General features: G+C 34.0%; 19 protein-coding genes. 16 read left to right on the top strand and 3 right to left on the bottom strand.

What is annotated here, in order from left to right; genetic code table 11:
- The first annotated feature begins 40 nt into the window (after positions 1–40).
- From LL966_RS02845 to LL966_RS02835, 3 genes are all read left to right on the top strand, one after another.
- On the top strand, positions 41–1027 hold the full coding sequence (locus LL966_RS02845) for an aldo/keto reductase (RefSeq protein ID WP_229350004.1): 987 nt from the start codon (positions 41–43) through the stop codon (positions 1025–1027).
- A gap of 433 nt (positions 1028–1460) precedes the next feature.
- Positions 1461–2072 (top strand): NAD(P)H-dependent oxidoreductase, encoded by a 612-nt coding sequence (locus LL966_RS02840; protein WP_229350002.1) that lies wholly within the window; start codon positions 1461–1463, stop codon positions 2070–2072.
- Positions 2069–2347, top strand: a complete 279-nt coding sequence (locus tag LL966_RS02835; protein WP_229350000.1) for a putative quinol monooxygenase — start codon at positions 2069–2071, stop codon at positions 2345–2347. Before LL966_RS02840 ends, LL966_RS02835 begins: the two co-directional genes overlap by 4 nt.
- Before the next feature lie 89 nt (positions 2348–2436).
- Here LL966_RS02835 and LL966_RS02830 read toward each other — a convergent pair whose 3' ends face one another.
- Entirely contained in the window at positions 2437–3144 is a 708-nt protein-coding gene (locus tag LL966_RS02830; RefSeq protein WP_229349999.1) for a class I SAM-dependent methyltransferase, read from the bottom strand.
- Positions 3145–3442: 298 nt separating this feature from the next.
- Between LL966_RS02830 and LL966_RS02825 the strand changes: the two genes are divergently transcribed.
- Together LL966_RS02825 and LL966_RS02820 are read left to right on the top strand one after the other, a co-directional pair.
- Positions 3443–4324 carry a LysR family transcriptional regulator gene (locus LL966_RS02825; protein WP_229349997.1) on the top strand — a complete coding sequence of 294 codons (882 nt, stop codon included), beginning with the start codon at positions 3443–3445 and terminating at the stop codon, positions 4322–4324.
- A 303-nt stretch (positions 4325–4627) separates the two neighbouring features.
- Positions 4628–5914: a DUF2130 domain-containing protein gene (locus LL966_RS02820; protein ID WP_229349994.1), complete on the top strand. Its 1287-nt coding sequence runs from the start codon at positions 4628–4630 to the stop codon at positions 5912–5914.
- A gap of 163 nt (positions 5915–6077) precedes the next feature.
- On the opposite strand, the gene LL966_RS02815 is transcribed toward LL966_RS02820, so the two are convergent.
- On the bottom strand, positions 6078–6851 hold the full coding sequence (locus LL966_RS02815; protein ID WP_229349992.1) for an META domain-containing protein: 774 nt from the start codon (positions 6849–6851) through the stop codon (positions 6078–6080).
- Between the two features lie 268 nt (positions 6852–7119).
- Here LL966_RS02815 and nirB point away from each other — a divergent pair, with 268 nt between their 5' ends.
- The 10 genes from nirB to LL966_RS02765 all read left to right on the top strand — a co-directional run bounded on the left by nirB (position 7120) and on the right by LL966_RS02765 (position 18741).
- On the top strand, positions 7120–9633 hold the full coding sequence (nirB, locus tag LL966_RS02810) for a nitrite reductase large subunit NirB (RefSeq protein WP_229349990.1): 2514 nt from the start codon (positions 7120–7122) through the stop codon (positions 9631–9633).
- Positions 9634–9861: 228 nt separating this feature from the next.
- Positions 9862–10239, top strand: a complete 378-nt coding sequence (gene nirD, locus LL966_RS02805) for a nitrite reductase small subunit NirD (RefSeq protein WP_229349988.1) — start codon at positions 9862–9864, stop codon at positions 10237–10239.
- A 138-nt stretch (positions 10240–10377) separates the two neighbouring features.
- Positions 10378–10962 (top strand): DUF4202 domain-containing protein, encoded by a 585-nt coding sequence (locus LL966_RS02800; RefSeq protein ID WP_229349986.1) that lies wholly within the window; start codon positions 10378–10380, stop codon positions 10960–10962.
- A 64-nt stretch (positions 10963–11026) separates the two neighbouring features.
- On the top strand, positions 11027–12838 hold the full coding sequence (locus LL966_RS02795) for a PAS domain-containing sensor histidine kinase (protein ID WP_229349984.1): 1812 nt from the start codon (positions 11027–11029) through the stop codon (positions 12836–12838).
- A gap of 666 nt (positions 12839–13504) precedes the next feature.
- Entirely contained in the window at positions 13505–14164 is a 660-nt protein-coding gene (locus LL966_RS02790) for a response regulator transcription factor (RefSeq protein WP_229349982.1), read from the top strand.
- A 96-nt stretch (positions 14165–14260) separates the two neighbouring features.
- Entirely contained in the window at positions 14261–15745 is a 1485-nt protein-coding gene (locus LL966_RS02785) for an MFS transporter (RefSeq protein ID WP_229349980.1), read from the top strand.
- 96 nt (positions 15746–15841) lie between these two features.
- A complete protein-coding gene (locus LL966_RS02780; RefSeq protein WP_229349978.1) occupies positions 15842–17110 on the top strand; it encodes an alginate export family protein in 1269 nt (422 codons plus the stop codon).
- Positions 17111–17246: 136 nt separating this feature from the next.
- Positions 17247–17612: a hypothetical protein gene (locus LL966_RS02775; protein WP_229349976.1), complete on the top strand. Its 366-nt coding sequence runs from the start codon at positions 17247–17249 to the stop codon at positions 17610–17612.
- Positions 17613–17734: 122 nt separating this feature from the next.
- The gene (locus LL966_RS02770; protein WP_229349974.1) at positions 17735–18106 is read left to right on the top strand and encodes a hypothetical protein; all 372 of its coding nucleotides are present in this window, start codon (positions 17735–17737) and stop codon (positions 18104–18106) included.
- A gap of 2 nt (positions 18107–18108) precedes the next feature.
- Positions 18109–18741 carry a class I SAM-dependent methyltransferase gene (locus tag LL966_RS02765; protein ID WP_229349972.1) on the top strand — a complete coding sequence of 211 codons (633 nt, stop codon included), beginning with the start codon at positions 18109–18111 and terminating at the stop codon, positions 18739–18741.
- 25 nt (positions 18742–18766) lie between these two features.
- Here LL966_RS02765 and LL966_RS02760 read toward each other — a convergent pair whose 3' ends face one another.
- Entirely contained in the window at positions 18767–19471 is a 705-nt protein-coding gene (locus LL966_RS02760) for a Crp/Fnr family transcriptional regulator (protein WP_229349969.1), read from the bottom strand.
- Between the two features lie 185 nt (positions 19472–19656).
- On the opposite strand from LL966_RS02760, the gene LL966_RS02755 reads away from it, so the two are divergent.
- Positions 19657–23172 carry a nitrate reductase gene (locus LL966_RS02755; RefSeq protein WP_229349966.1) on the top strand — a complete coding sequence of 1172 codons (3516 nt, stop codon included), beginning with the start codon at positions 19657–19659 and terminating at the stop codon, positions 23170–23172.
- Positions 23173–23373: the final 201 nt, after the last annotated feature.

Genomic DNA, 23373 nt, shown 5'->3' with positions numbered 1-23373 from the left:
AATTTTGCCTAATCAAATTTTAACAGAAAAAATCATAATCATGGAATATAGAAAATTAGGCAATTCAGAACTAGAATTATCAACCATTACTTACGGAGCATTTGCTATTGGAGGAACTATGTGGGGCGGAACTGAAAAGAAAGATTCAATCGACTCTATTCACGCTTCAATAGATCATGGTGTTACTACAATCGATACTGCTCCATTTTATGGCTTTGGTTTAAGCGAAGAAATGATTGGAGAAGCCATTAAAAGCCAAGATCGTTCTAAAGTTCAATTGCTTACTAAATTTGGTTTGGTTTGGGACGGAAGCAATAACGGAAAAGGTGATTTCTTTTTCGACGCTGATGACAATGGTAAAAAAGTTCCAATTTACAAATATTCATCAAAAGCAAACGTAATTAAAGAAGTTGAAGAAAGCTTAAAACGCCTTCAAACCGATTATATCGATTTACTGCAAATTCACTGGCCAGACATTACAACACCAATTTCTGAAACAATGGAAGCTGTTGAAACACTAATTCAACAAGGAAAAATTAGAGCATTTGGAGTAAGCAATTACAACATTTCACAAATTCAAGAAGCACAAAAAACGGTTCAGGTTGCTTCAAACCAAGTAGCATACAGCATGCTGAACCGTACAATTGAAACTGATTTAATCCCATTCACCGTAGCAGAAAATATTGGAATCATCGCTTACAGTCCGATGGAAAGAGGTTTATTGACTGGAAAATATTTTACCGATAGCAAGCTAAAAGAAAACGACCATAGAAATGGCTATTTTGGAAAGTTTGATTTGCAGCAAGTAAAAACCTTAATCGAAGAATTGAGTTCATTAGCACATTCAAAACACATTTCAATTTCACAATTGGTTTTACGCTGGACAACTTTACAAAAAGGAATTTCAATAGTTTTAGCAGGAGCTAGAAATGCAGACCAAGCCATTTCAAATGCCAAAACAATGGATTTCGATCTTTCAGCTTCAGAACTAGAGTTTATCAATCAGGCAATTGCTAAAATAAAATAATTCTCTTTTAAACATATAGAAACATAGTTTTGCCTTGTCTATAAAGGCGTTTCACTTACATTAACAAACATAGTCAACGTAATTTGTCATTTCGAGGAACGAGAAATCACACTAGAAACTCCGCAAACTAAGTCGCCAATCTTTGGCGAGCAACGAGTGTGATTTCTCGTTCCTCGAAATGACAAACTTTACTATGTGTTAGAAACTAGTTTCTTTCCATTCTCTTTTCAAAGAAAGAAAAACCTATGTTTCTATGTGTTTAAAAAAATCTCAAAATTTTAAATAATTAGAATTTGGGCGTGTCCCTCCGGGTCGGGCTTTCGGCTAAATTCCCGATTAACAAAAACTACGGCTAAAAAGCCTTGTTTTTCTAAATCGGGAGATACCGCCTCTATCCCTCACGTATCCATTTTCATAAGAAACGACAGTAAAAATGAAAAAGATTTTTATAATAAACGGCGGGCAAAAATTTGCTCATTCAGGAGGAAAATTCAATCAAACCGTTCAGGAATGGACTGTTGAATTTCTTTCTAAAAACAATGATTACGAAATCAAAACAACGCATATCGAAAGCGAAATTGATCTTCAGAAAGAAGTAGAAAAATTCGTTTGGGCAGATTTAATCATCTATCACACACCTATTTGGTGGTTTCAGATTCCGAATCTTTTTAAAAAATACATCGATGATGTTTTTACTCAAGGACACAACAATGGAATTTACAAAAGTGACGGAAGAAGCCGTGTAAATCCAGATGTTAATTACGGAACAGGTGGACTTCTTCACGGACGTAAATACATGCTAACCACAAGCTGGAATGCACCGGCAACTGCATTTACACTTCCTGGCGAATTCTTCGACGAAACTTCTGTTGATGAAGGCGTAATGTTTGGTTTTCATAAAATGAATAAATTTACTGGGATGGAACGCGTAAACGGATTTCATTTCCATGATGTTGAAAAAGGCGCAACACCAGAAAATATCATTATCTTTAAAGAGAATTACACGAAGCACTTAGAAGAAACTTTTAAAAACTTACAATCATGATTTCAATTACCGCAATTTTAAAAAGTAAACCTGAGAACTTAATCGAAGTTCAAAATCTACTGACACATCTAGTAAATGAAACTAGAAAAGAAGCTGCTTGTATTCGTTATGATTTGCATACTTCTGAAAATATTTTTATTCTTTGGGAAGAGTGGAAAGATCAGCCTGGTTTAGATTTACACAACAGCCAGTCTTATCTTCAGGAATTTATTAAAAAAACCGAAACACTGGTTTCAAGCCCAATTCAAGTTTACAAAACTGCACAGATTTTATAAACGTTTTCCGCCACGAATTCACGAATTAATCTTAAATCCCTGTATATGGATTTTAAAACTAATTCGTGAATTCTTGGCTATAAAAAACTTTACTTAATTCCGCCAAAAGCTCCGAAGCACATATTTTTATGTAAAATTTCGACTTTAGAAAAACCCACTTTTTTCATTAAATCCAATTGATAATTCATAGATCTCGGAGAATCTTCTTTTTCTATGTAATCCAAAACCTTCTGACGGTATTGCTCCCCTCCGATTCCCTCCAAATAATCACCGTAACGCTGCCAAGTATATTCATTTAATAAATCCGTGTCTTGTGTAATTAAGTCTGAAATCATCAAACAGCCACCTTGTTTTAATAATTTAAATAATTTAGCAAAAGTTGTTTCCCAATCCTGATCGTCTCGCAAATGATGCAAAACTGCACCAGCCAAAATAATATCAAAACTGTTTTCCTGTAAATCTACTTCCCGAATATCACCTTGTTTGATTTCCACTTTTCCGTTTGTAACTCCAGAAACCCTTTCAAAAGCGCGATCCAACATTGGTAAACTCAAGTCGACCAAAGTACAATTCAAGTTTGGCATTTTAGACAACATCATTAAAGTATAATTTCCAGCGCCACAGCCAACATCTAATACACTTTTTGCATTTGGAACTATACGTTTGGAAGCTTCGGTAATTAATTCTAAAGAAATCGTGGCATCAATTGTAGCAACTTGTCCTGTTTCTAGATTTGAAAATCGTTCGACATCATTATCAAACCGTTCTTTAATTTCTGTAATAGTTGATTTTTTCATAGCTTTCTGTTTTTAAACTCCCAAAGATTGAGCAGATTGAGCGAATCTTTTTGCTATTATATGATTGGAATATTTTGGTTAAGATGATTTATCTAAAACTAATAATATGCTACATCTGCTCTACCTGTGAGAGGCTTATTTATTTTAAAAAGTTATAAGTTTTTTGCTATGAGTTATTCGCTCCAGCTCTTTCACTTTTACGTTTCACTTCTAACATTTAACTTAAAACCAAAACTATACCTTTCATAAATACTTTAAAAATACTATTTTTATCAATCAACAATACTTTAAAAGTATCATGGAATTACGTCATTTAAAATATTTTTTGGCTGTAGCCGAAGAACTGAACTTTACAAAAGCTTCAGAAAAATTATATATTTCTCAGCCTCCATTGAGCCGACAAATAGCAGAATTAGAAGAAGAACTTCACGCAAAGCTTTTTATTAGAAATAATAAAAAAGTAGAATTGACCGAAGCTGGAAAATACTTTAAAAAAGAAGTAATCGCACTTTTGGAAAATTTGGAACATATTAGCGTGAAAACAAAAAAGATCGCAGAGAACGTTTCGGGCGAATTTAGAATTGCATATATCAGTTCAATTTATTCTTCTATTATTTCAGATTTAATAAAACATTTAAAAACTCAATTTCCTTATGTGAATTTCAAGCTTTTTGAAGTTTCCACAAGCAAACAGATCGATGCTTTAGAAAAAGGTAAAATTGAAATGGGAATTATCAGATCACCTATACATTCCCCAAAAATAAAATCTCATTTGTGGTTTAAAGATGGATTTTCTTTGGCTTACAGTAAAAATTTCTTCCAGATTAAATCTGAAAATGAGATTTTAAAGCTAAAAGACGAAACATTTGTTTTCTTCAACAAAGATTATGCACCGCATTATCATGAAGTCTTATTGGAGCTTTGTGCTTTTTATGGCTTCACACCAAAAATTATTCACGAAGCGAATAACATCAACTCAATTGTACAATTAGTCAAAAATGGATTGGGAATTTCAATCGTTCCTTCTAATATTGCAAAAAACAATCAGGATTCGGACATCGGTTTTATTGAACTGAAAAAAGTAAATCTTTTTACTGATGTTTCTATTATTACGTCAAAAGAAGACGATTCTGAAATTACAAAAGCGGCTGTTGAGTTTTTATTGCCACAAATACGCTAAGACGCAAAGTTTTTTTGCTACAGATTAAAAAGATTAAGAGGATTTTTTTCTGATTTTTATCATTTTGACGAAGGAGACCCGAGCGATAGCGAACAGGCGAAGCAAATCTTTGCGTGGAGATTTCTCCTTCGTCGAAATGACATACGATATGGATAACGTAGAAAAAGAAAAAAACTTTGCGTCTTAGCACCTTCGTGGCCATAACAAAAAATCGTTACAATTTAGTACAGAAATCCACATCATATAAAGATAACTTTTAAATATCTTAGCAAACTATAATTCTACAAATAAAATCAATACAAAATGGCTGAGCAATCTTCAATTCAGTGTCCTAACTGCGGAACCCCTATCGATGTCAATGATGTTTTAAAACATCAATTGGAGGATAGCATACGAAAAGAATTTCAACAAAAAGCTACCATTCAAAATAAAGAATTAGAACTTAAAAACGAACAATTCGAAAAAGCTAAAGCCGACTTTGAGGCGAAGAAAAAACAGGAAAATGAACTTTTTGCCGAGCGTTTGGAGCGTGAGAAAAAAACGGCTGAAAAAGAAATTTCTGAAAAACTAAAAGCCAAATTAGAAGAAGAAAATAAAGATCGTTTGCTTTTGATGGAAAAAGAGCTTTCTGAAAAATCTGAAAAAATCAGGGAATTAAATAAAATGGAAGGTGAAATTGCCAAATTACAGCGCGAAAAACTGGAAATGAAAGATGCCATTCAAGCTGAAGCTGAAAAGCAATTAAATACACAATTGGCTTTGGAACGTGAAAAAATCAGAAAGCAAGAAGACGATAAAAACGAACTGAAATTCAAAGAACTTCAAAAACAGCTTGAAGAACAAAAGAAGCTGACCGAAGAAATGAAACGCAAGCAGGAACAAGGCTCAATGCAACTGCAAGGCGAAGTAATGGAATTAGCAATTGAAGAATGGCTTGCAAACAATTTTCCGCTAGACAGCATTGATGAAATTAAAAAAGGGGCCAACGGAGCCGACTGTCTTCAGATAGTAAATACACGCGAAGTGCAAAATTGTGGTTCAATTTATTATGAAAGTAAAAGAACTAAAGCCTTTCAACCATCTTGGATAGAAAAATTCAAAAATGATATTAGAACCAAAAGAGCAAATATCGGCGTTTTAGTAACCGAAGTTATGCCTTCTGGAATGGAAAGAATGGGAATGCGAGATGGAATTTGGATTTGTACTTATGAGGAATTTAAAGGCTTAAGTGCTGTCTTGCGTCAATCTTTAATTCAGGTAAGTCAAGCCGTTCAAGCACAGGAAAACAAAGGCGATAAAATGTCGATGCTGTATGATTTTTTAACGAGCAATGAATTCCGCTTACAAGTAGAAGGAATAGTAGAAGGTTTTACACAAATGCAAAGCGATCTAGAATCAGAAAAAAGAGCGATGCAAAGAATCTGGAAACAGCGCGAAAAACAGATTGAAAAAGTAGTTCACAACACTTTAGGAATGTACGGCTCAATTCGTGGTATTGCTGGAAATGCCGTGCAAACAGTCAAAGCTTTAGAATTGGATTTTATTGAAGAAGAGCCAGAAGATGAACAACCTAAGGAATTGTTGGAATAATTGTGTAATAAATTAAAATAAGGAATTCAACACAATATTCTCATTTCGACGAAGGAGAAATCTCCACGAGAAGCTCCTCAAAGATTGGCTTTTCTTTACGGAGCTACTTACGAAGATTTCTCCTTCGTCGAAATGACAAAAATTCGGTAAAAACAAATAGTAATTAATCTACCTTCTTAAAAACAATCAATTTGCCAGAAGGATTCGAAAGTGTTAATCTGTTATTTTCAATAGAATAACTGGTTGTGCTTTGAAGTGCTTTTAAAAAATCTCCTTCTTTATTTCCGGTTGGACAGGCCATTAAAGTCGAAACTACTTTGGTAAAACGCAAAACATCTTTCTCATAAAAAATCTGTCCCGTAATTGAATTACAGCCACCAAATCCTGAAAATCTATTTTCTGTCGAATTAATTTCAAGTCTTGGAAATTCTTTCTGAAAATCAGTTGCAAAAACTTTGTAACCATTTAATTCTTCCAATACCCAAATATCATGAAGACGATAGTCTGTAATAAACTTTCCGCATCCGCTTAACTTTTTAGCTTCTAATTCCGAATTGTTTTTAATCTCAACCTTAACACTGTACGGAGAAATCGCGCCAGACATTGAGTCTTGGCAATCCAATTGCTGGAGAGTTATAGTAGCCGATGTTGTTTCGTTACTTACTTTATACATTCTCACATTCGCGTCCATTGCACGAATAGGCTCAACAGACGGAAATGCAATGCTTTCTTTTCCTATAATTAAAGACGTAAAAACAATTTGGTCATTTCCTATTTTAATTCCCCAAAACGGTTCGTTTCCAGTTGCTTTAAAATAAAAATTCAAATCTTCTTGAGAATTTCCTGAAGATGCTTTCGCTTGTGATTCTTTGCTTGTTGCCGTTTTACAGCTTATCATCAAAATGGATGACAACAATATTAAAAGTATTCTTTTCATAGGATTTCCGTTTAAAAAAGTTCTTCTGAAGAAAAACAACCATAAAATTCCTATGAATTTACGACATTTTTTTGAAAAGCTTATTTAGAATCTTTTCAAATTTATAAATTATCAAATCATCAACTTTGTCAAAAACCCTTACTACGTATACGATTTCATAAAATACTTAGTTATTCAAAACTAACCTCTAGATAAAAAATAAATATTTTACGTATTTAAATAAGTATAAATACTTATATTTGCGTAGTAATACTTAATTAAAGAAATCATGATTAGAGTAATAGTAGTTGGAAACGGCATGGTTGGTTATAAATTTTGCGAAAAATTCGTTGCAAAATCAGGACAAGAAAAGTATCAGATTACCGTTTTTGGTGAAGAATCAAGGCGAGCTTATGACCGTGTTCACTTAAGTGAATATTTTGGAGGAAAAACGGCAGATGATTTATCATTGTCAACAACAGAATGGTACTTACAAAACAATATTATTCTAAACACATCTGAATTAATTACAGATATTAATCGTGATGTAAAAACAATTCACACGCACTTAGGCAAAACACATACGTACGACTACTTAGTTTTAGCAACGGGTTCTTCTGCTTTTGTTCCACCAATTGAAGGTGTAGAAAAAGAAGGTGTTTTTGTATACAGAACTATCGAAGATCTGGATGCTATAATGGCTTATGCTAGAAAAATAAAACAAAAAGGCGCTACAGAAGCTGCTGTTTTAGGTGGTGGTTTGCTTGGTCTTGAAGCAGCAAAAGCAGTTAGAGATTTAGGCCTGAATCCGCATGTTGTTGAATTTGCTCCGCGTTTGATGCCAAGACAATTGGATCAAGGCGCAAGCGATATGCTGCAATCTAAAATTGAAGAATTAAATATCGGAATTCATCTTAACAAAGCAACTCAATATATTGACGGAAAAGAAAGTATAACAGGAATGATGTTTGCTAATGACGAATTGCTAAAAGTCGACATGTTGGTTATTTCTGCCGGAATTAAACCTCGTGATGAACTGGCAAGAGTTTCAGGACTTGAAGTTGGCGTTAGAGGCGGAATTGTCGTAAATAATAAAATGCAGACTTCAGATTCTTCGATTTTTGCAATTGGCGAGGCGGCACTTTATAATCAAAACATTTACGGACTTGTTGCTCCAGGTTACGAAATGGCCGATGTTGCCGCTGAGCAGATTTTAAAAGGTGATAAAACCATGAGAGAAACCATCGATATGTCGACTCAACTAAAGTTAATTGGCGTTGAAGTGGCAAGTTTTGGTGATCCTTTTATAGAAAATGAACATGTTACCGCTATTGTTTATGAGAATAAATTAAGCGGAATATACAAAAGAATAAATGTAACAAAAGATTCTAAAACACTTTTAGGCGGAATTTTAGTTGGAGATTCTAGCGATTACAATTCACTCTTTCAGATTTACAATAACGGAATGGCATTGCCAAAAAATCCTGAAGATTTAATTTTAGGTTCTCGTGACGGTTCTGAAGGCTCTTCTATGGGAAGTGTAATGGATTTGCCAGACACCGCCGTAATTTGTTCTTGCGAAAACGTAACGAAAGGTGCTATTTGCTGTAAAATCTTAGACGAATCTTGTGCCACTTTTTCGGATGTTGTTAAAGAAACTAAAGCAACTTCAGGTTGTGGAGGCTGTAAACCAATGGTTTCAGATTTGGTAAAAGCAGCTCAAAAATCTTTAGGAAAAGAAGTAAAAGAAGTAATCTGTGAGCATTTTAGCTACACACGTCAGGAACTATTTGATTTGGTAAAAATCAATAAATATGAAAACTTTTATGATGTTTTAGATCATCATGGAAAAGGAGATGGTTGCGAAGTTTGTAAACCAGTTGTAGCTTCTATTTTCTCTAGTATTTACAATGACACAGCAAACAAACATGTTACAACTCAAGATACAAATGACAGATTTTTGGCCAACATTCAACGAAACGGAACTTATTCTGTAGTTCCAAGAGTTGCGGGAGGCGAAATTACAGCCGAAAAATTAATCGTAATTGGTGAAGTTGCTAAGCAATTTGATTTATACACTAAAATCACTGGAGCTCAAAGAGTCGATTTATTTGGAGCACATTTAAGCGATTTGCCAAAAATATGGAAAATCTTAATTGATAATGGTTTTGAAAGCGGTCATGCATACGGAAAATCACTTCGTGCCGTAAAAAGCTGTGTTGGAAATGCTTGGTGCCGTTACGGAATGGACGACAGTGCAGGATTTGCCATCGAACTCGAAAACAGATACAAAGGAATCCGTTCTCCTCATAAACTAAAAGGCGGTGTTTCGGCCTGCATTCGCGAATGTGCCGAAGCTCGTGGAAAAGATTTTGGACTAATTGCCGTTGAAGGCGGATGGAATTTATACATCGCAGGAAATGGCGGTGCAAATCCAAAACACGCTGTTTTATTAGCCGAAAAAATTGATAAAGAAACTGTTATCAAATATATGGACCGATTCTTAATGTATTACATCCGCACTGCTGGCCCCCTGATCAGAACTTCTACTTGGTTAGAAAAGCTAGACGGAGGTTTAGACTACTTAAAGCAAGTAATTATTGAAGATAGTTTGGGAATTTGCGAAACACTTGAAGCCGAAATGCAGACTTTGGTAAACACTTTCGAGTGCGAATGGAAACAAGTATTAGAAAAACCAAGATTATTAAAACGTTTCAATCACTTTATAAACTCAGACGAAAAAGATGAGAATGCAGTTTTTGTTCCGTTAAGAGATCAAAAAATGCCAAAAGCTTGGACTTAAAAAAATATCTTGCCACAAAGACTCAAAGTCACGAAGTCAAATTATAAAAACTTAAAGAAAAAACTTTGCGCCTTTGCGACTTCGCGGCAAAACACCAAAAGCTCCAAAAAAAGAAAAAAAAATCAATAAACGTTTGCTGTCCTTCTTACCCTCTTTTTTACTGCGCCATCATAACTCTCATGATTGTAAAAAGAGGGCTAAGAAACAGGAAATCAAAACAAAATCAAAATGGAAGAAATCTTAAATCAATACGAAACGGTTCATGCTAGCGATGCAACAATTTGGTTCAAAGCAGGTAAAGTAGAAGATTTTCCAACCAATCGCGGTGGCTGCATTAAATACAAAAATAAGCAGATTGCTATTTTTAATTTTACTCGTCGCAACGAATGGTACGCTTGCCAAAATGCTTGTCCGCACAAAATGGAAATGGTACTTTCAAGAGGAATGACAGGATCAACAGACGATATTCCGAAAATTGCTTGTCCGATGCATAAAAAAACTTTTTCTCTTGTAGACGGTTCTAACCTAAACGGAGACGATTTTAAAATTGCGACTTATCCGATTAAAGTAGTTGAGGACGAAGTATTTGTTGGATTTATAGATTAGAATTTTAAGAGGCAAGAAACAAGAAGCAAGATTTAAAAAACTTTAATCATCTTGCTTCTTGCTTCTTTTATCTCATTTACGACTTTCGACTTTTCTACTTAATTCCGTATCTTTGAAATTCTATTATCAAACCAAAAAATGACTACACCTTTTCAAAAAGCAAGCGAATGGATTGATGCTGAAAATGCACAGGATCCAAACATCGAAACCGATCAAGACAAAGAATATCCAAAAGAATTATTGTATTCCAACAGGATGTACGAAAGACTGATGCAATTTGAACCCAATGCATCCGAAGAAATACAGATTGCCTCAAAAGCACAACATATTTGCAGATGGAAAGTTGCACGCGAATCGTATCCGATGGATCGTGTAGGTTATTTAAAATGGAGAGAAGAACTCAAAAAATTCCACGCAAAAACTACAGCCGAAATTTTGGATAAAGCCGGTTACGATCAGAATTTTATAGACCGCGTTTCTTTCTTAATTGAGAAAAAATTACTTAAAAAAGACCACGAAACACAACTTTTAGAAGACGTTATTTGTCTTGTTTTCCTTGAATATTATTTAGAGCCTTTCGTTCAAAAACATGACGAAGAAAAACTGAAAAACATTATCAAAAAAACTTGGGATAAAATGTCTGACAAAGGACATCAAGAAGCGCTAAAAATCAATTATTCTGAAGAAAATTTAAACCTAATAAAAGCTTCTTTAGGATTGTAAAAGAATATGAAATGAGCCTAAAGCGAATTCCATTTTCCTACAGAAAGACAAATATTATCGTCGAATGAAAAAAAGCAATCAGGAAGCTGCAGAAAAAATCACTTTCAAAAATTTACGCCGTCTGTATTTTTTTGCGCTTCTTACTATTGCCTTAACCATAATTATTAGTCAATTTTTAGTACAATACAATCTGAATCAGCAGTTAAGTGATTCTAAAATCATTAATTTTTCTGGTAAACAAAGAATGCTGAGCCAGAAAATTGTAAAAGAAGTACTCATTTTACATTACGTTTCTGATTCGGCTACAGCCAAAAAAACTTCACATTTAAAAGAGATTTTACAACTTTGGAAAAAAAACCAAAATGCATTAGAAAACGGCAGTGATAGCCTAGCTTTTCCAAAAGAAAAAAGCGAAACGCTGAATAAACTCTATTTAGAAATCAATCCGATTTTTAATAAAATAGCGCAAACAACCGATTCTTTTCTTCTAAATTTAAAACAGAAAAAGCAATCATCTGAAAATCAAAAACTAGTTCAGATAATTTTAGAAAACGAAGGTATTTTCCTTTCTAAAATGAATCAGATTGTAACGCAATACGATCTTGAAGCACACGAAAAAGTAACAGAACAACGCCGAATCGAATATTGGATTTTTGGTTTTACTCTTTTAGTGCTGCTTTTAGAATTCTTCTTTATTTTCAAACCAACCAATAAGAAAATCGAGAAATTAATTGCTAAACTTTTATCGTCTGAAAAGAAAGCTTTAAAATTAGCATACGACACTGAAATCATCAGTGAAATTAAAGAAAACTCCGTAAAAGAATTAAAATCGCTCAATTATGCAATGGAAAATACTTTACTCTATTGCCGAATTGCGCCTGACGGTTCCATCATTCATATTGGAGAAAAATTTGCTAAACTTTTAAATTACACCAAGTTTTCATCTAACAAAAAATTCTCTGAAGTTCTAACTACAGACGAAAAAGAACAAATCAATTTTGATCGTTTGATTTTCGAAAAGCAGCGCAGTGGCTGGCAGGGCGAAATGAAAATTTTGTCTAAAGAAAATCATGAAATCTGGCTAGATCTTTCGATGGTTCCGGTAATGATCAAAAAAGACGAACTCGAACTTTTAATCGTTTGTTTTAATATAACCGAAAGAAAAAGAGCCCAGCGCGAAGTAGAACGCTTAAATCTCGAAAACACAACGGAAAAAATCAATCAGCAAAAGATTATTTCCAGCAAAATTGTTGAAAATCAGGAAAACGAGCAAAACCGAATTGCCAAAGAAATCCATGACGGAATCGGGCAAATGCTTACTGGTTTAAAGTTCAGTCTAGAAAGCATCAATCTGGATGATCGAGAAAAATCAGAACAAAAAATTGAATATTTAAAAAAACTTTCTCTAGATATTATCAAAGGGGTTCGTACCGCAACTTTCAACTTAATGCCACCAGAATTAAGTGATCACGGAATCGTTTCGTCCTTGGCAAAACTAACTCAAGAACTTTCAAAACTAACCGGAAAAGAAATCCTGTTTTACAATAAAACCGACTTTGCCCAACGTTTAGATTCTTTAATAGAAATCAATATTTACCGTCTTACTCAAGAAGCCATAAATAATGCCATAAAATACGCCGAATCTTCACATATAATTGTTGGGCTTTCTCATAGCGAAACACTTTTGAGCATCATTGTAGACGACAACGGAAAAGGTTTTGACATAAATTCTGTCGACAAAAAACGCAACAGCGAATCTGGCATGGGACTTCTATTCATGAAAGAGCGTATCCAGTACATCAACGGCCGCGTTTTCATCAATTCGATTCCAGGCGAAGGCACTAGGATTACTTTTAATATTCCCATTCTAAAATGAGAGAATTAGTCAATTAGATAATTTGATAATTACTTAAAGTGCATAAAAAATTATCTAATTATCTAATTGGCACATTCCCTAATTTTCTAATTGCCACATTAACTAATTATCTAATTATCATGGCGAGCCACCATCCCGATAAGAGGGCAAATTCACTTTGTCTATATTCGCCCTCTTATCGGGATGATGTCGGGCTATCCGCGCTACTTCGGTAGCTTGCTCCTATCCCTCTCGCGGGCAAATGTTTTCAGATGAAAATCGATATTAAACAAGAAGTAAGAGATTCAATTTGTCATTTAGACGAAGGAAAGATTGCATTAAAGCTCGACAATCTAATTGTCAATCTTTATGGAATACCGAGTGAGATTTCTCGTTCCTCGAAATGACAAACTTTATACTTAAAAACTTTTTCAAAGTTAACCTTAATCTTGTCAGGCTGAGCGAAGTCGAAGCCCAAGTAAGTAGCTCTACAAAGATTGGCTATTTAAATTTTGGAGTTACTTTGCGAGTGCTTCGACTTCGCACAGCCTGACAATTTTGTATAATTCTAAATTTTCAACATTAGAAATTTTAATATTGGAATTTATTTTTAAAAAAAGTACGTATATTAGCATCTTCTTTTTAGATGAATATACGTAAAAATCCAGAATCAAAATTAAGTAAACTATGAGTAATATCATTCGTGTAGTGCTGGCAGATGATCATGTTTTTGTTAGAGACGGAATCAAATCTTTATTAGAGAACGAAGCAAACATCGAGGTTGCAGGCGAAGCAATTGATGGTGCAGATGCATTGGAAGTTGTGGCAGAGACTAAACCAGATTTACTTATAGTAGATATTCGTATGCCAAACTTAACTGGTATTGAGGTAGTAGAAAAACTTAGAAGTGAAAATAACAACGTAAAAATCATCATGCTTTCGATGCACGAATCGGAAGAGTATGTTTTAAAATCCATAAAAGCGGGTGCAGACGGCTATTTATTAAAAGGTTCAAGCAAAGAAGAATTCTTAAAAGCCCTTCATAGTGTTGCAGCTGGAGGAAAATATTTTAGCGGTGATATTTCTTCAATCCTTATTGGCCAATTAACCAATTCATCACCATCACAAGAACCTAAACAAAATTTAGGCGAAGAAATGATGATTACTAAAAGAGAAAAAGAAATCTTGACCCTTTTATTATCTGGAAAAGGAAATAAAGAAATCGCCGAAGCCTTAGATATCAGTAAACGTACCGCAGAAGTACACCGTTTTAATCTGATGAAAAAATTGAAAGTAAAAAACTTAATGGAACTTTCTAATAAGGCTACTGAATATTCATTAATATAAAAATACGTATAAATACGTAATTATTTTTCAAAAACTGCGTTTTAGCAGGTTTTAACTAAGTTACAGTACTTATTTTTACATAAAAATATAAGTGCTATGAAAAATACAAACTCATTATCGCAATCACACAAAATTTTATTTTTAAACACATTAGCGTTTACAGTGTGTTTTGCTTGTTGGACCTTAAATGGGGTTTTAGTTACCTTTTTAGTCGATAACGGAATTTTCCATTGGGATGTAATTCAAGTCGGATGGCTTTTGGGTATTCCAATCTTAACAGGTTCCGTAATGCGTCTTCCTATCGGAATCTTAACTGATAAATTTGGCGGAAAATATGTTTTTTCTCTTTTATTGCTTCTCAGTTCAATTCCATTATTCCTCCTTCCCTATGCAGACAGCTTCTTTATGTTTGCCGTACTTAGTTTCTTCTTCGGAATGGTCGGAACAAGTTTTGCAGTCGGAATTGGCTACACTTCAATCTGGTACCCAAAAGAATGGCAAGGACGCGCTCTAGGAATTTTCGGAATGGGAAATGCAGGAGCTGCAATTACTACTTTTTTAGCTCCTTCTATATTAAATCATTTTTCAATTGAAGATCCGCAAAATGGATGGAAAATCCTTCCGGTTATATATGCCATTTCTTTAGTGATAATTGGAATTGCTTTTTTGATTTTTACTCAAAATAAAAAACCCGAAAACAATACCAAAACCGTTTCTCAAATGCTTACACCTTTAAAATCAGCGAGAGTTTGGCGTTTTGGAGCTTATTATTTCTTAGTCTTCGGCTGTTTCGTTGCCTATTCTCAATGGCTTTTGCCAAACTTTATGAATGTTTACCAAACTAGTTTAGTTATGGGAGGTTTATTTGCAACCATGTTCAGTTTACCTTCTGGCGTAATTAGAGCTTTTGGAGGTTATTTATCTGATAAATTTGGCGCTAGAAAAGTGATGTACTGGGTTTTGGGTTCTTCTGTAATTTTAAGTGCATTACTCTCGATTCCGAAAATGGAAATCACAACTTCTGGTCCAGGAATATTGGCTGCTAAAAAAGGTGTTGTAAACGAAATCAATGACAAGACCGTAAAAGTCGGAGATAAAGAATATCCAATCGCTCAAAAAACAGCGAGCTTGACTGAAAATGCTATTTTTCCGACTACTTCAAGTTGGCAAGATGTAGTTGTTGCTAACAATCAAAGTGTTGCTAAAAAAGAACTAATCGCAAAAGGTGTAACCGTTATTAAATTTGATGCCAATATGTGGGTATTTTTAGTATTGGTAATTTTGATCGGAATTTCTTGGGGAATCGGAAAAGCTGCAGTTTACAAACACATTCCGGAATATTTTCCAAATGAAGTTGGCGTTGTGGGCGGAATGGTAGGAATGATAGGGGGATTAGGAGGATTCTTCGGTCCGATTATTTTCGGATATTTATTAACTGCAACTGGAATCTGGTCAAGTTCATGGATATTTATTTTAATCTTTTCAATTGGCTGTTTAGTTTGGATGCATTATACTATAAAACAGCTTTCTAAAGAAAAAAAGATTAAAATAAAACAAGCTGAATTAGAGCCAGCCTATTAAGATAAGATTAAAAAAATATTAGAAATTATGATATAAATCATAATTAACTACGGCTTTTTCTTATAAATTTACCCTCGATAAAAACATACCAATTTTATGAAAAAATTTAAACTAATTTTAATACTTATCGTAGGACTAAGCTTTGAAATTCAGGCTCAGGAATTAGATGTAAATCTACAAATAAGGCCACGTTTTGAATACCGTAATGGTTATAAAACACTTCTTCCGGAAGGACAAAAAGGTACTTCTCAAATTTCGCAGCGTTCTCGTTTAAATATCAATTTCAAACAAGAAGATTTAATTGTAAAATTAACGCTCCAAAATACTCGAACATGGGGAGATGTTGCTCCGACTGCTGTTGCCGACAAAAATGGAGTTGCTGTTTTCGAAGCTTGGGCGCAATATAATTTCACCGAAAAATGGAGTGCCAGAATGGGGCGCCAAGTACTTTCTTATGATAATCAGCGTATTTTTGGAGAGCAAGATTGGGCGGCACAAGCACAAAGCCATGATGCATTAACAGTCTCTTTTCATACTGAAAAACAAAAGTTAGATTTTGGAGGAGCGTATAATTCTAATGCCGAAAACACATTTCAAACTCCTTATACCGTTGCCAATTATAAAGCGTTACAATACGCTTGGTATCATAACCAATTTAACGAAGCTTTTGGTTTGAGTTTCTTATTATTAAATACAGGTTACGAATATGCTCCAAATCCTAATCCTGAAAACAAATTATTAGTAGATTACACGCAGACTTTCGGTCCCTATTTAACTTATAAAAAAGGTAAAATCGATACTAATTTCTGGGCATACGGACAAACTGGAAAAAGCACTAATTTACAAGTAAGCGCGTGGAATGCTGCCGCTAATTTTGGATACCAATTAACAGAATCTTTTAAAGCTGGTTTAGGATATGAATTCCTTTCTGGAAAAGATTCAAATGACGGAAGTACAGTCATCAAATCTTTCAATCCAATTTTTGGAACTAACCACGGTTTTAATGGCTATATGGATTATTTTTATGTTGGCAATCACTTAAAGAATGTCGGTTTGCAAGATGCTTTCATAAAATTAAATTACAATGTAAACAAATGGCAATTCGCTTTGATTCCGCATCTGTTTTTATCTGCTGCTGATGTTGTAACTCCTTTAAACGAAAAACTAGATTCTTATTTGGGAACTGAAATTGATGCGACTTTTGGTTATAACTTCAAAAAAGACATTATAGTTACAGGCGGTTATTCTCAAATGTTTGGTTCTAAAACTTTAGAATTTATTAAAAATGGAGATGCAAACCATACCAATAATTGGGCTTGGTTAATGATTTCTGTTAATCCAAAAATTTTTAGCTGGAAAAAATAGATTTTCTTCAAAATTACTATTCATATTTTACCCTTTTCTAATTTCAGAAAAGGGTATTTTTTTTTAACATAAAAAACTTATTATATGATTTAATTAATTATATTTGAGCCGATTACGAACCCCAAATTCTATCCTAATGAAGCCATTTCTAAAATTATCTATGTTGACCTTTATGGTCACGCAAACTGGTATCGCCCAAAAATACAATGATGCCTTAATTTCTCAAAACTCAGAAATCAATTTTGCTAAAACGCAAAAAAGAGGAATTAAAAAAAACAACATTATTTATTATGTTGAAAATGATTTACAAACCATTTCTGCCTACAAAAGAAGCAAATTGAAATGGCAGACCAATGTAGTTTCTGTTTGCGGAAAACCAAAAAAAGGAGAACCTGAAATTAGATATGTTGGTTATAACTCAAATAAATTACTTATCGTTATCGGAAAACATAGTTTTGCAGAAATTGATATCAATAGCGGTGAAACAAAATTTGTTGGATAAGATTAAAAATATATAGATTTAATAAATCTTCATTTTATAAAATACCCTTTTTCTATTTTGAGAAGGGGTATTTTTTTGTTTTAAATAAGTATATTTGATTAAGAATTTTCATTATCTGTTATATGAAACCGATTATCAAATACTTAATTCTAACATTATTTTCAACTCAAATAAACTTCGCTCAAACATTTGATCCAAAACTTATTTCTAAAGATTCAGAAATATATTTAACAGAAACAAAGAAAAGAGGAATTGAAAAAAATGGCGTTATTTATTTAGTGGAAGAGAATCTGAAAACCATTTCAGCCTATAAAAACAAAAAAACGATATGGCAAACAAATGTAATTTCGATTTGTGGAAAACCACAAGTTGGAGAAACTAAAATAAGATCTCTAAAATACGACAATACAAAACTTCACATAGTTTTCGGAAAACATTCTTTTGCTGAAGTTGATATTAAAAATGGGTTAACAAAATTTATTGGCGAAGATTAATCATGAATAATTGGACTAAAAGATGGGATGATCGCTATAAAAGCGAAGAATTTGCATACGGCGAAAAACCCAACAATTTCTTAAAAGAACAAATTGAAAAACTAAATCCAACTTCAATTCTTTTTCCTGCCGAAGGAGAAGGAAGAAACGCTATTTTTGCTGCAAAATTAGGATGGAAAGTTACTGCTTTTGATATTAGTGAAGAAGGAAAAAACAAAGCTTTAAATCTTGCAGAATCTAACCATGTTTCGCTGGATTATCAAATTGGTGAATTAGAAACACTGGATTTTCAGGAAGAGCAATTTGACGCAATTGCTTTAATTTACGCACATTTTCCAGCAGCAATTAAATCTAAAATTCACAAACAGCTTGACAAACTTTTACGAAAAAACGGGATTATTATTTTTGAAGCTTTCAGTAAAAAACATTTAGAATTTGTAACCAAAAACGAAAAAGTCGGCGGGCCAAAAGATATTGAATCACTATTTTCAATCGAAGAAATTAAAGCTGATTTCCCTAATTATGAAATTATCGAATTAGAAGAAAAAGAAATCGAACTCAATGAAGGTTTATTTCATAACGGAACGGGTTCTGTAATTCGATTTGTAGGCAGAAAAAAAAACTTAGTATCTTAGCATCTAAGCAACTTAGAACCTTAAATTAAAAATACTTATGCTCCATAATTTCAGATCTCAATTCTGAAAGTCCCAAAATTCCAACACGTTTTCCTTCGGTTTTGATCAATGCTCCTTTTTTAAGACTTGAAAGAACACGAATAGCCTGTTCTTCTGTAGTTCCAGCGAAATCTGCGATTTCTTTTCGCGAAAGCTCAATATCAATCAAACCATTAACTTGTCCAAATTTACGATGAATATAAAGCAGTAAATCAATCACACGTTCGCGGACATTCATATGTGCAATTTTGCGAATGTTATTTTCACTTTTATTAAGTTCATCAGCATAAAACAACATCAAAGCGTAGGTAAACTCAGGAATATGCTGTAAAATCTCCATCATGGTTTCATTGCTGAAATTACACAAAACCGTATCTTCTAAAGCATAAGCGCCAATCAAATAACGTTTACTTGTTCCAAAACCACGAAAACCAATTGTATCCCCGTTTTTCGTCAATCGCACAATTTGCTCGCGTCCGTTAATTCCCGTTTTTACGGTTTTAACTTTTCCTGAACAAATAAAATAAAGTCCCTGCAACGGTGCACCTTCCGTAATAAATTGCTGTGATTTTTTGCAGACAAAACTATGTTTCTTAGCAACATATTGCTTCATTTGTTCCAAATGCAGATGTTTTTTAATGAAACAATTTTCATTGACACAGCTATAGCAAATTAAATGGTCTTCTTTCATGAGTTCAATTTTTCAGCATGAAACATATTTTTTGGTACTCATTTCTTTTCTTCAAAAATAATAAAAATAAATTTAAAAATTACGTATTAATACGTAAATAATACTTATTTTTGTTTTAAAGTAAATAAGTGATTTATCTAAAATCAAAAACTAATTAGTTAAGTAGTATTCAAAACCGAATTGTAATGCAAAGTACTAAGATCAAAACTACCTGTTCCTATTGCGGCGTTGGCTGCGGAATAATCGTGACCAACGATGCTAAAAATGGTGTAATGGTTGAAGGCGACAAAGATCATCCTGTTAACAAAGGAATGTTATGTTCTAAAGGAATGAATCTGCATTACGTAGCCAATGACATTTCAGATAGAATTTTATATCCCGAAATGCGCGGGAGCAAAAATTATCCTCTAGAGCGCGTGAGTTGGGATACGGCTCTCGATCGCGCTGCAGCTGTTTTTTCTTCCATTATAAAAAAACACGGACCAGATAGCGTTGGATTTTATATTTCGGGACAATGCTTAACCGAAGAATATTATTTGGTTAATAAACTTGTAAAAGGTTTTCTAAAAACCAATAATATTGACACCAATTCAAGACTATGCATGAGTTCTGCCGTTGTGGGTTATAAAAAGACCTTTGGCGAAGATTCTGTTCCAATTGCTTACGATGATATTGAATTGGCAGATACCTTTTTAATTACGGGTGCAAATCCGGCTTGGTGCCACCCTATTCTTTTCAGACGACTAGAGAAACACAAAGAGAAAAATCCAAAAATTAAAGTAATTGTAATTGATCCAAGACGAACAGATACCGCTGCTTTTGCCGATTTGCATTTGCAGATTATTCCTGGTTCTGATATTATTTTGTACCATGCCATTGCCAGACGAATTATCGAAAAAGGTTATGTAGATCATGATTTTGTAAAGAATAATGCTGAAAATTTCAAACAATATAAAGACTTAGTTTTAAATACGTCCTTAGAAAAAGCTTCAAAACTTTGCGGCATTCCTGTAAACGAGATCAAATTGGCTGCCGATATTATCGGAAAAGCCAAAGGATTTATCTCGCTTTGGGCAATGGGACTGAATCAAAGTGCTGTTGGAGTGGATAAAAATACGGCTTTATTAAATTTATCTCTATTAACGGGAAAAGTTGGAAAACCGGGTTCTGGACCATTTTCATTAACGGGTCAGCCTAACGCTATGGGCGGACGAGAGGTAGGCGGAATGGCGACACTTTTAGCTGCACATAAAGACATTGCAAATCCAACACATCGCAAAGAAGTGGCAGATTTTTGGGGTGTTGACGAGATTTCAGACAAACCAGGTTTAACCGCGACAGAAATGTTTGAAGCATTAGAATCAGGCAAAATGAAAGCAGTCTGGATTATCTGTACCAATCCATTGGTGAGTTTACCCGATTCACGCAGAGCCGAAAAAGCGCTTCAAAATGCAAAATTTGTCGTAGTTCAGGATATTTCCCATAATGCAGATACAGCCAAATTTGCTGATTTATTATTACCAGCTGCTGGATGGTTGGAAAAAGAAGGAACTATGACCAATTCGGAACGTCGTATTTCTTATCTACCAAAAGGAATCAATGCGCCAGGCGAAGCGCTTCCAGACATCGAAATCCTCATTCGCTTTGCTAAAAAAATGAATTTCAACGGATTTAATTTTAACAGCGCTGAAGAGATTTACAAAGAACATTGTGCGCTGACCAAAAATACCAATATCGATATTTCATTTTTAAATTACCATCGTCTCAAAACCGAAGGCACTTTTCAATGGCCAGTTCCAGATTATGGACATCCGGGAACTCCTAGATTATTTACCGATAAAAAATTCTACACACCTTCTGGAAAAGCCATTTTTAACTTGCCTGTTTCAATTGAAAATACATCGGTACAGCCAAATGCCGAATTTCCTTTTATTTTAACAACAGGAAGAATTCGTGATCAATGGCACACGATGACGAAAACTGGAAAAGTGTCAAGATTATTAACACATATTCCAAGTCCAGTTTTAGAAATCAATCCGATTGATGCTTTTAAAAATGATATAAAAAATGGCGATATTGTTGTTGTAACCAGCAAAAACGGAGAAGTTCGAGTAAAAGCAAAAGTTACCGATTCAATTAAAGAGAAAGTAGTTTTCCTGCCAATGCACTGGGGAAAACAACTTGAAAATGATTTAAATAGAACAAATAATTTAACGAATACCGTTGTTGATCCCATCTCAAAAGAACCCGATTTTAAGTTCACAACCGTTTCGATAAATAAGTATGTAAAACCGTTTCAGAAAATTGCAATTGTCGGAGCTGGAGCAGCTTCTTTCCGATTCATTCAAAATTATCGTGAATTCAATACCACCGATGAAATTATCGTTTTTTCGAATGAAGCAAATCCGTTTTACAATCGCGTTTTGCTCCCAGAATACATGACGGGAGAATTCACTTGGGAGCAACTTTTGAAAGTTAAAGATGGTGAAGCTTTTAGTAAATTAAAAATTACGATGAAAGCCGGAGTTGCAATCGAAAAATTAGATGCGAATAATAAAACAATTCTAGACAGTCAAGGCGAAATTCACACTTTTGATTCTTTAATTTTAGCCACAGGAAGCCGTCCTTTTGTTCCCGAAAATGCACAGCTTCATCTTCCAGGACGTTTTACCGTTCGAAGAAAAGAAGATGCCGATCGTTTGAAAAAACATTTAGACAGTACGAATCTTCCGCCAGAAGAACAGCATGTTGTGATTATTGGCGGTGGTTTATTAGGTTTAGAATTAGCCGCAGCTTTAAAACATAAAAAAGTAAAAACTACTATTATCCAAAGAGCTTCGCGATTGATGGAGCGTCAGTTGGATCGAATTTCGAGTAAACTTTTGGCTGAAGAAGTACAGCTTCGTGATATTCAGATTTATTTTGATAATGAAGTCAGTACGGTTTTTGAAACTGATAATCCGAATGAAATTGAAATTGCTTTAAAAAGCGGTAAAATTATTACGGCAAATGCAATTGTGTATACGATTGGAACGATTCCGAATATTGAGATTGCACGCGAAAGCGGACTTTCATGCGGACGTGGCGTAAAAGTAAATCAGTATTTACAAACTTCAAATCCTGATATTTTTGCCATTGGTGAGATAGCCGAGTTCAATAATAAGCTATTCGGAATTACGTCGGCAGCAGAAGAACAGGCCGATATTTTGGCAAATTTCCTTGCAGGAGATATCAGCAGTTATTATAAAGGTTCGATTTTAATGAATATTCTAAAATTAGAAGATATCAACCTTTGCAGTATTGGCGATCTTACGATTCCAGAAAATGATGATTCTTACGAAGAAATTGTTTTTACCGATTTGAAAAAACGTTATTACAAAAAATGCATCGTAAAAGACGATCTTTTAGTGGGCGCTATTTTAATGGGAGATAAAAACGAATTTGCCGAATTTAAAACCATGATTGAAAGTAAAATCGAATTGTCTGACAAACGCAATACGCTTTTACGAGGAAGTTCAAATGCAAAACCTGTTTTAGGAAAATTGGTTTGTTCCTGCAGTCAAGTCGGAGCTGGAAATATAGAAGAAACTATTAAAAGCGGCGTAAATGATTTTACGGATTTATGCAAAAATACAGGCGCAGGTTTAGGCTGCGGAAGTTGTAAAACGGAGGTTAAGGAGATATTGGCGAAGTGTAAATAATTTATTTTGTTTCAGGTTTAATGTTTCAAGTTATTTTACTTTGAACATAAACTTTAACGGAAAGCACAAAGTTTCGCAAAGTTTATTCTGTTTACTTTAATGAGTATGCAAAGTTCACCAAGCTTTGGATATAATTTTTAAAGTATTGCTTTGCGAACTTTTTTTCGATAGAAAACAATTTTTCACACAAAATATAAATCT

This window comes from Flavobacterium chungbukense (assembly GCF_020805785.1).
In the GTDB taxonomy this organism is placed as follows: Bacteria; Bacteroidota; Bacteroidia; order Flavobacteriales; family Flavobacteriaceae; genus Flavobacterium; species Flavobacterium chungbukense.
This window is presented reverse-complemented; position numbering and strand designations above follow the sequence as displayed.

Excerpts from the sequence above, each read along its gene's own strand:
- LL966_RS02845 (WP_229350004.1), top strand. The coding sequence starts at position 41 with ATGGAATATAGAAAATTAGGCAATTCAGAACTAGAATTATCAACCATT.
- LL966_RS02840 (WP_229350002.1), top strand. The coding sequence starts at position 1,461 with ATGAAAAAGATTTTTATAATAAACGGCGGGCAAAAATTTGCTCATTCA.
- LL966_RS02835 (WP_229350000.1), top strand. The coding sequence starts at position 2,069 with ATGATTTCAATTACCGCAATTTTAAAAAGTAAACCTGAGAACTTAATC.
- LL966_RS02830 (WP_229349999.1), bottom strand. The coding sequence starts at position 3,144 with ATGAAAAAATCAACTATTACAGAAATTAAAGAACGGTTTGATAATGAT.
- LL966_RS02825 (WP_229349997.1), top strand. The coding sequence starts at position 3,443 with ATGGAATTACGTCATTTAAAATATTTTTTGGCTGTAGCCGAAGAACTG.
- LL966_RS02820 (WP_229349994.1), top strand. The coding sequence starts at position 4,628 with ATGGCTGAGCAATCTTCAATTCAGTGTCCTAACTGCGGAACCCCTATC.
- LL966_RS02815 (WP_229349992.1), bottom strand. The coding sequence starts at position 6,851 with ATGAAAAGAATACTTTTAATATTGTTGTCATCCATTTTGATGATAAGC.
- nirB (WP_229349990.1), top strand. The coding sequence starts at position 7,120 with ATGATTAGAGTAATAGTAGTTGGAAACGGCATGGTTGGTTATAAATTT.
- nirD (WP_229349988.1), top strand. The coding sequence starts at position 9,862 with ATGGAAGAAATCTTAAATCAATACGAAACGGTTCATGCTAGCGATGCA.
- LL966_RS02800 (WP_229349986.1), top strand. The coding sequence starts at position 10,378 with ATGACTACACCTTTTCAAAAAGCAAGCGAATGGATTGATGCTGAAAAT.
- LL966_RS02795 (WP_229349984.1), top strand. The coding sequence starts at position 11,027 with ATGAAAAAAAGCAATCAGGAAGCTGCAGAAAAAATCACTTTCAAAAAT.
- LL966_RS02790 (WP_229349982.1), top strand. The coding sequence starts at position 13,505 with ATGAGTAATATCATTCGTGTAGTGCTGGCAGATGATCATGTTTTTGTT.
- LL966_RS02785 (WP_229349980.1), top strand. The coding sequence starts at position 14,261 with ATGAAAAATACAAACTCATTATCGCAATCACACAAAATTTTATTTTTA.
- LL966_RS02780 (WP_229349978.1), top strand. The coding sequence starts at position 15,842 with ATGAAAAAATTTAAACTAATTTTAATACTTATCGTAGGACTAAGCTTT.
- LL966_RS02775 (WP_229349976.1), top strand. The coding sequence starts at position 17,247 with ATGAAGCCATTTCTAAAATTATCTATGTTGACCTTTATGGTCACGCAA.
- LL966_RS02770 (WP_229349974.1), top strand. The coding sequence starts at position 17,735 with ATGAAACCGATTATCAAATACTTAATTCTAACATTATTTTCAACTCAA.
- LL966_RS02765 (WP_229349972.1), top strand. The coding sequence starts at position 18,109 with ATGAATAATTGGACTAAAAGATGGGATGATCGCTATAAAAGCGAAGAA.
- LL966_RS02760 (WP_229349969.1), bottom strand. The coding sequence starts at position 19,471 with ATGAAAGAAGACCATTTAATTTGCTATAGCTGTGTCAATGAAAATTGT.
- LL966_RS02755 (WP_229349966.1), top strand. The coding sequence starts at position 19,657 with ATGCAAAGTACTAAGATCAAAACTACCTGTTCCTATTGCGGCGTTGGC.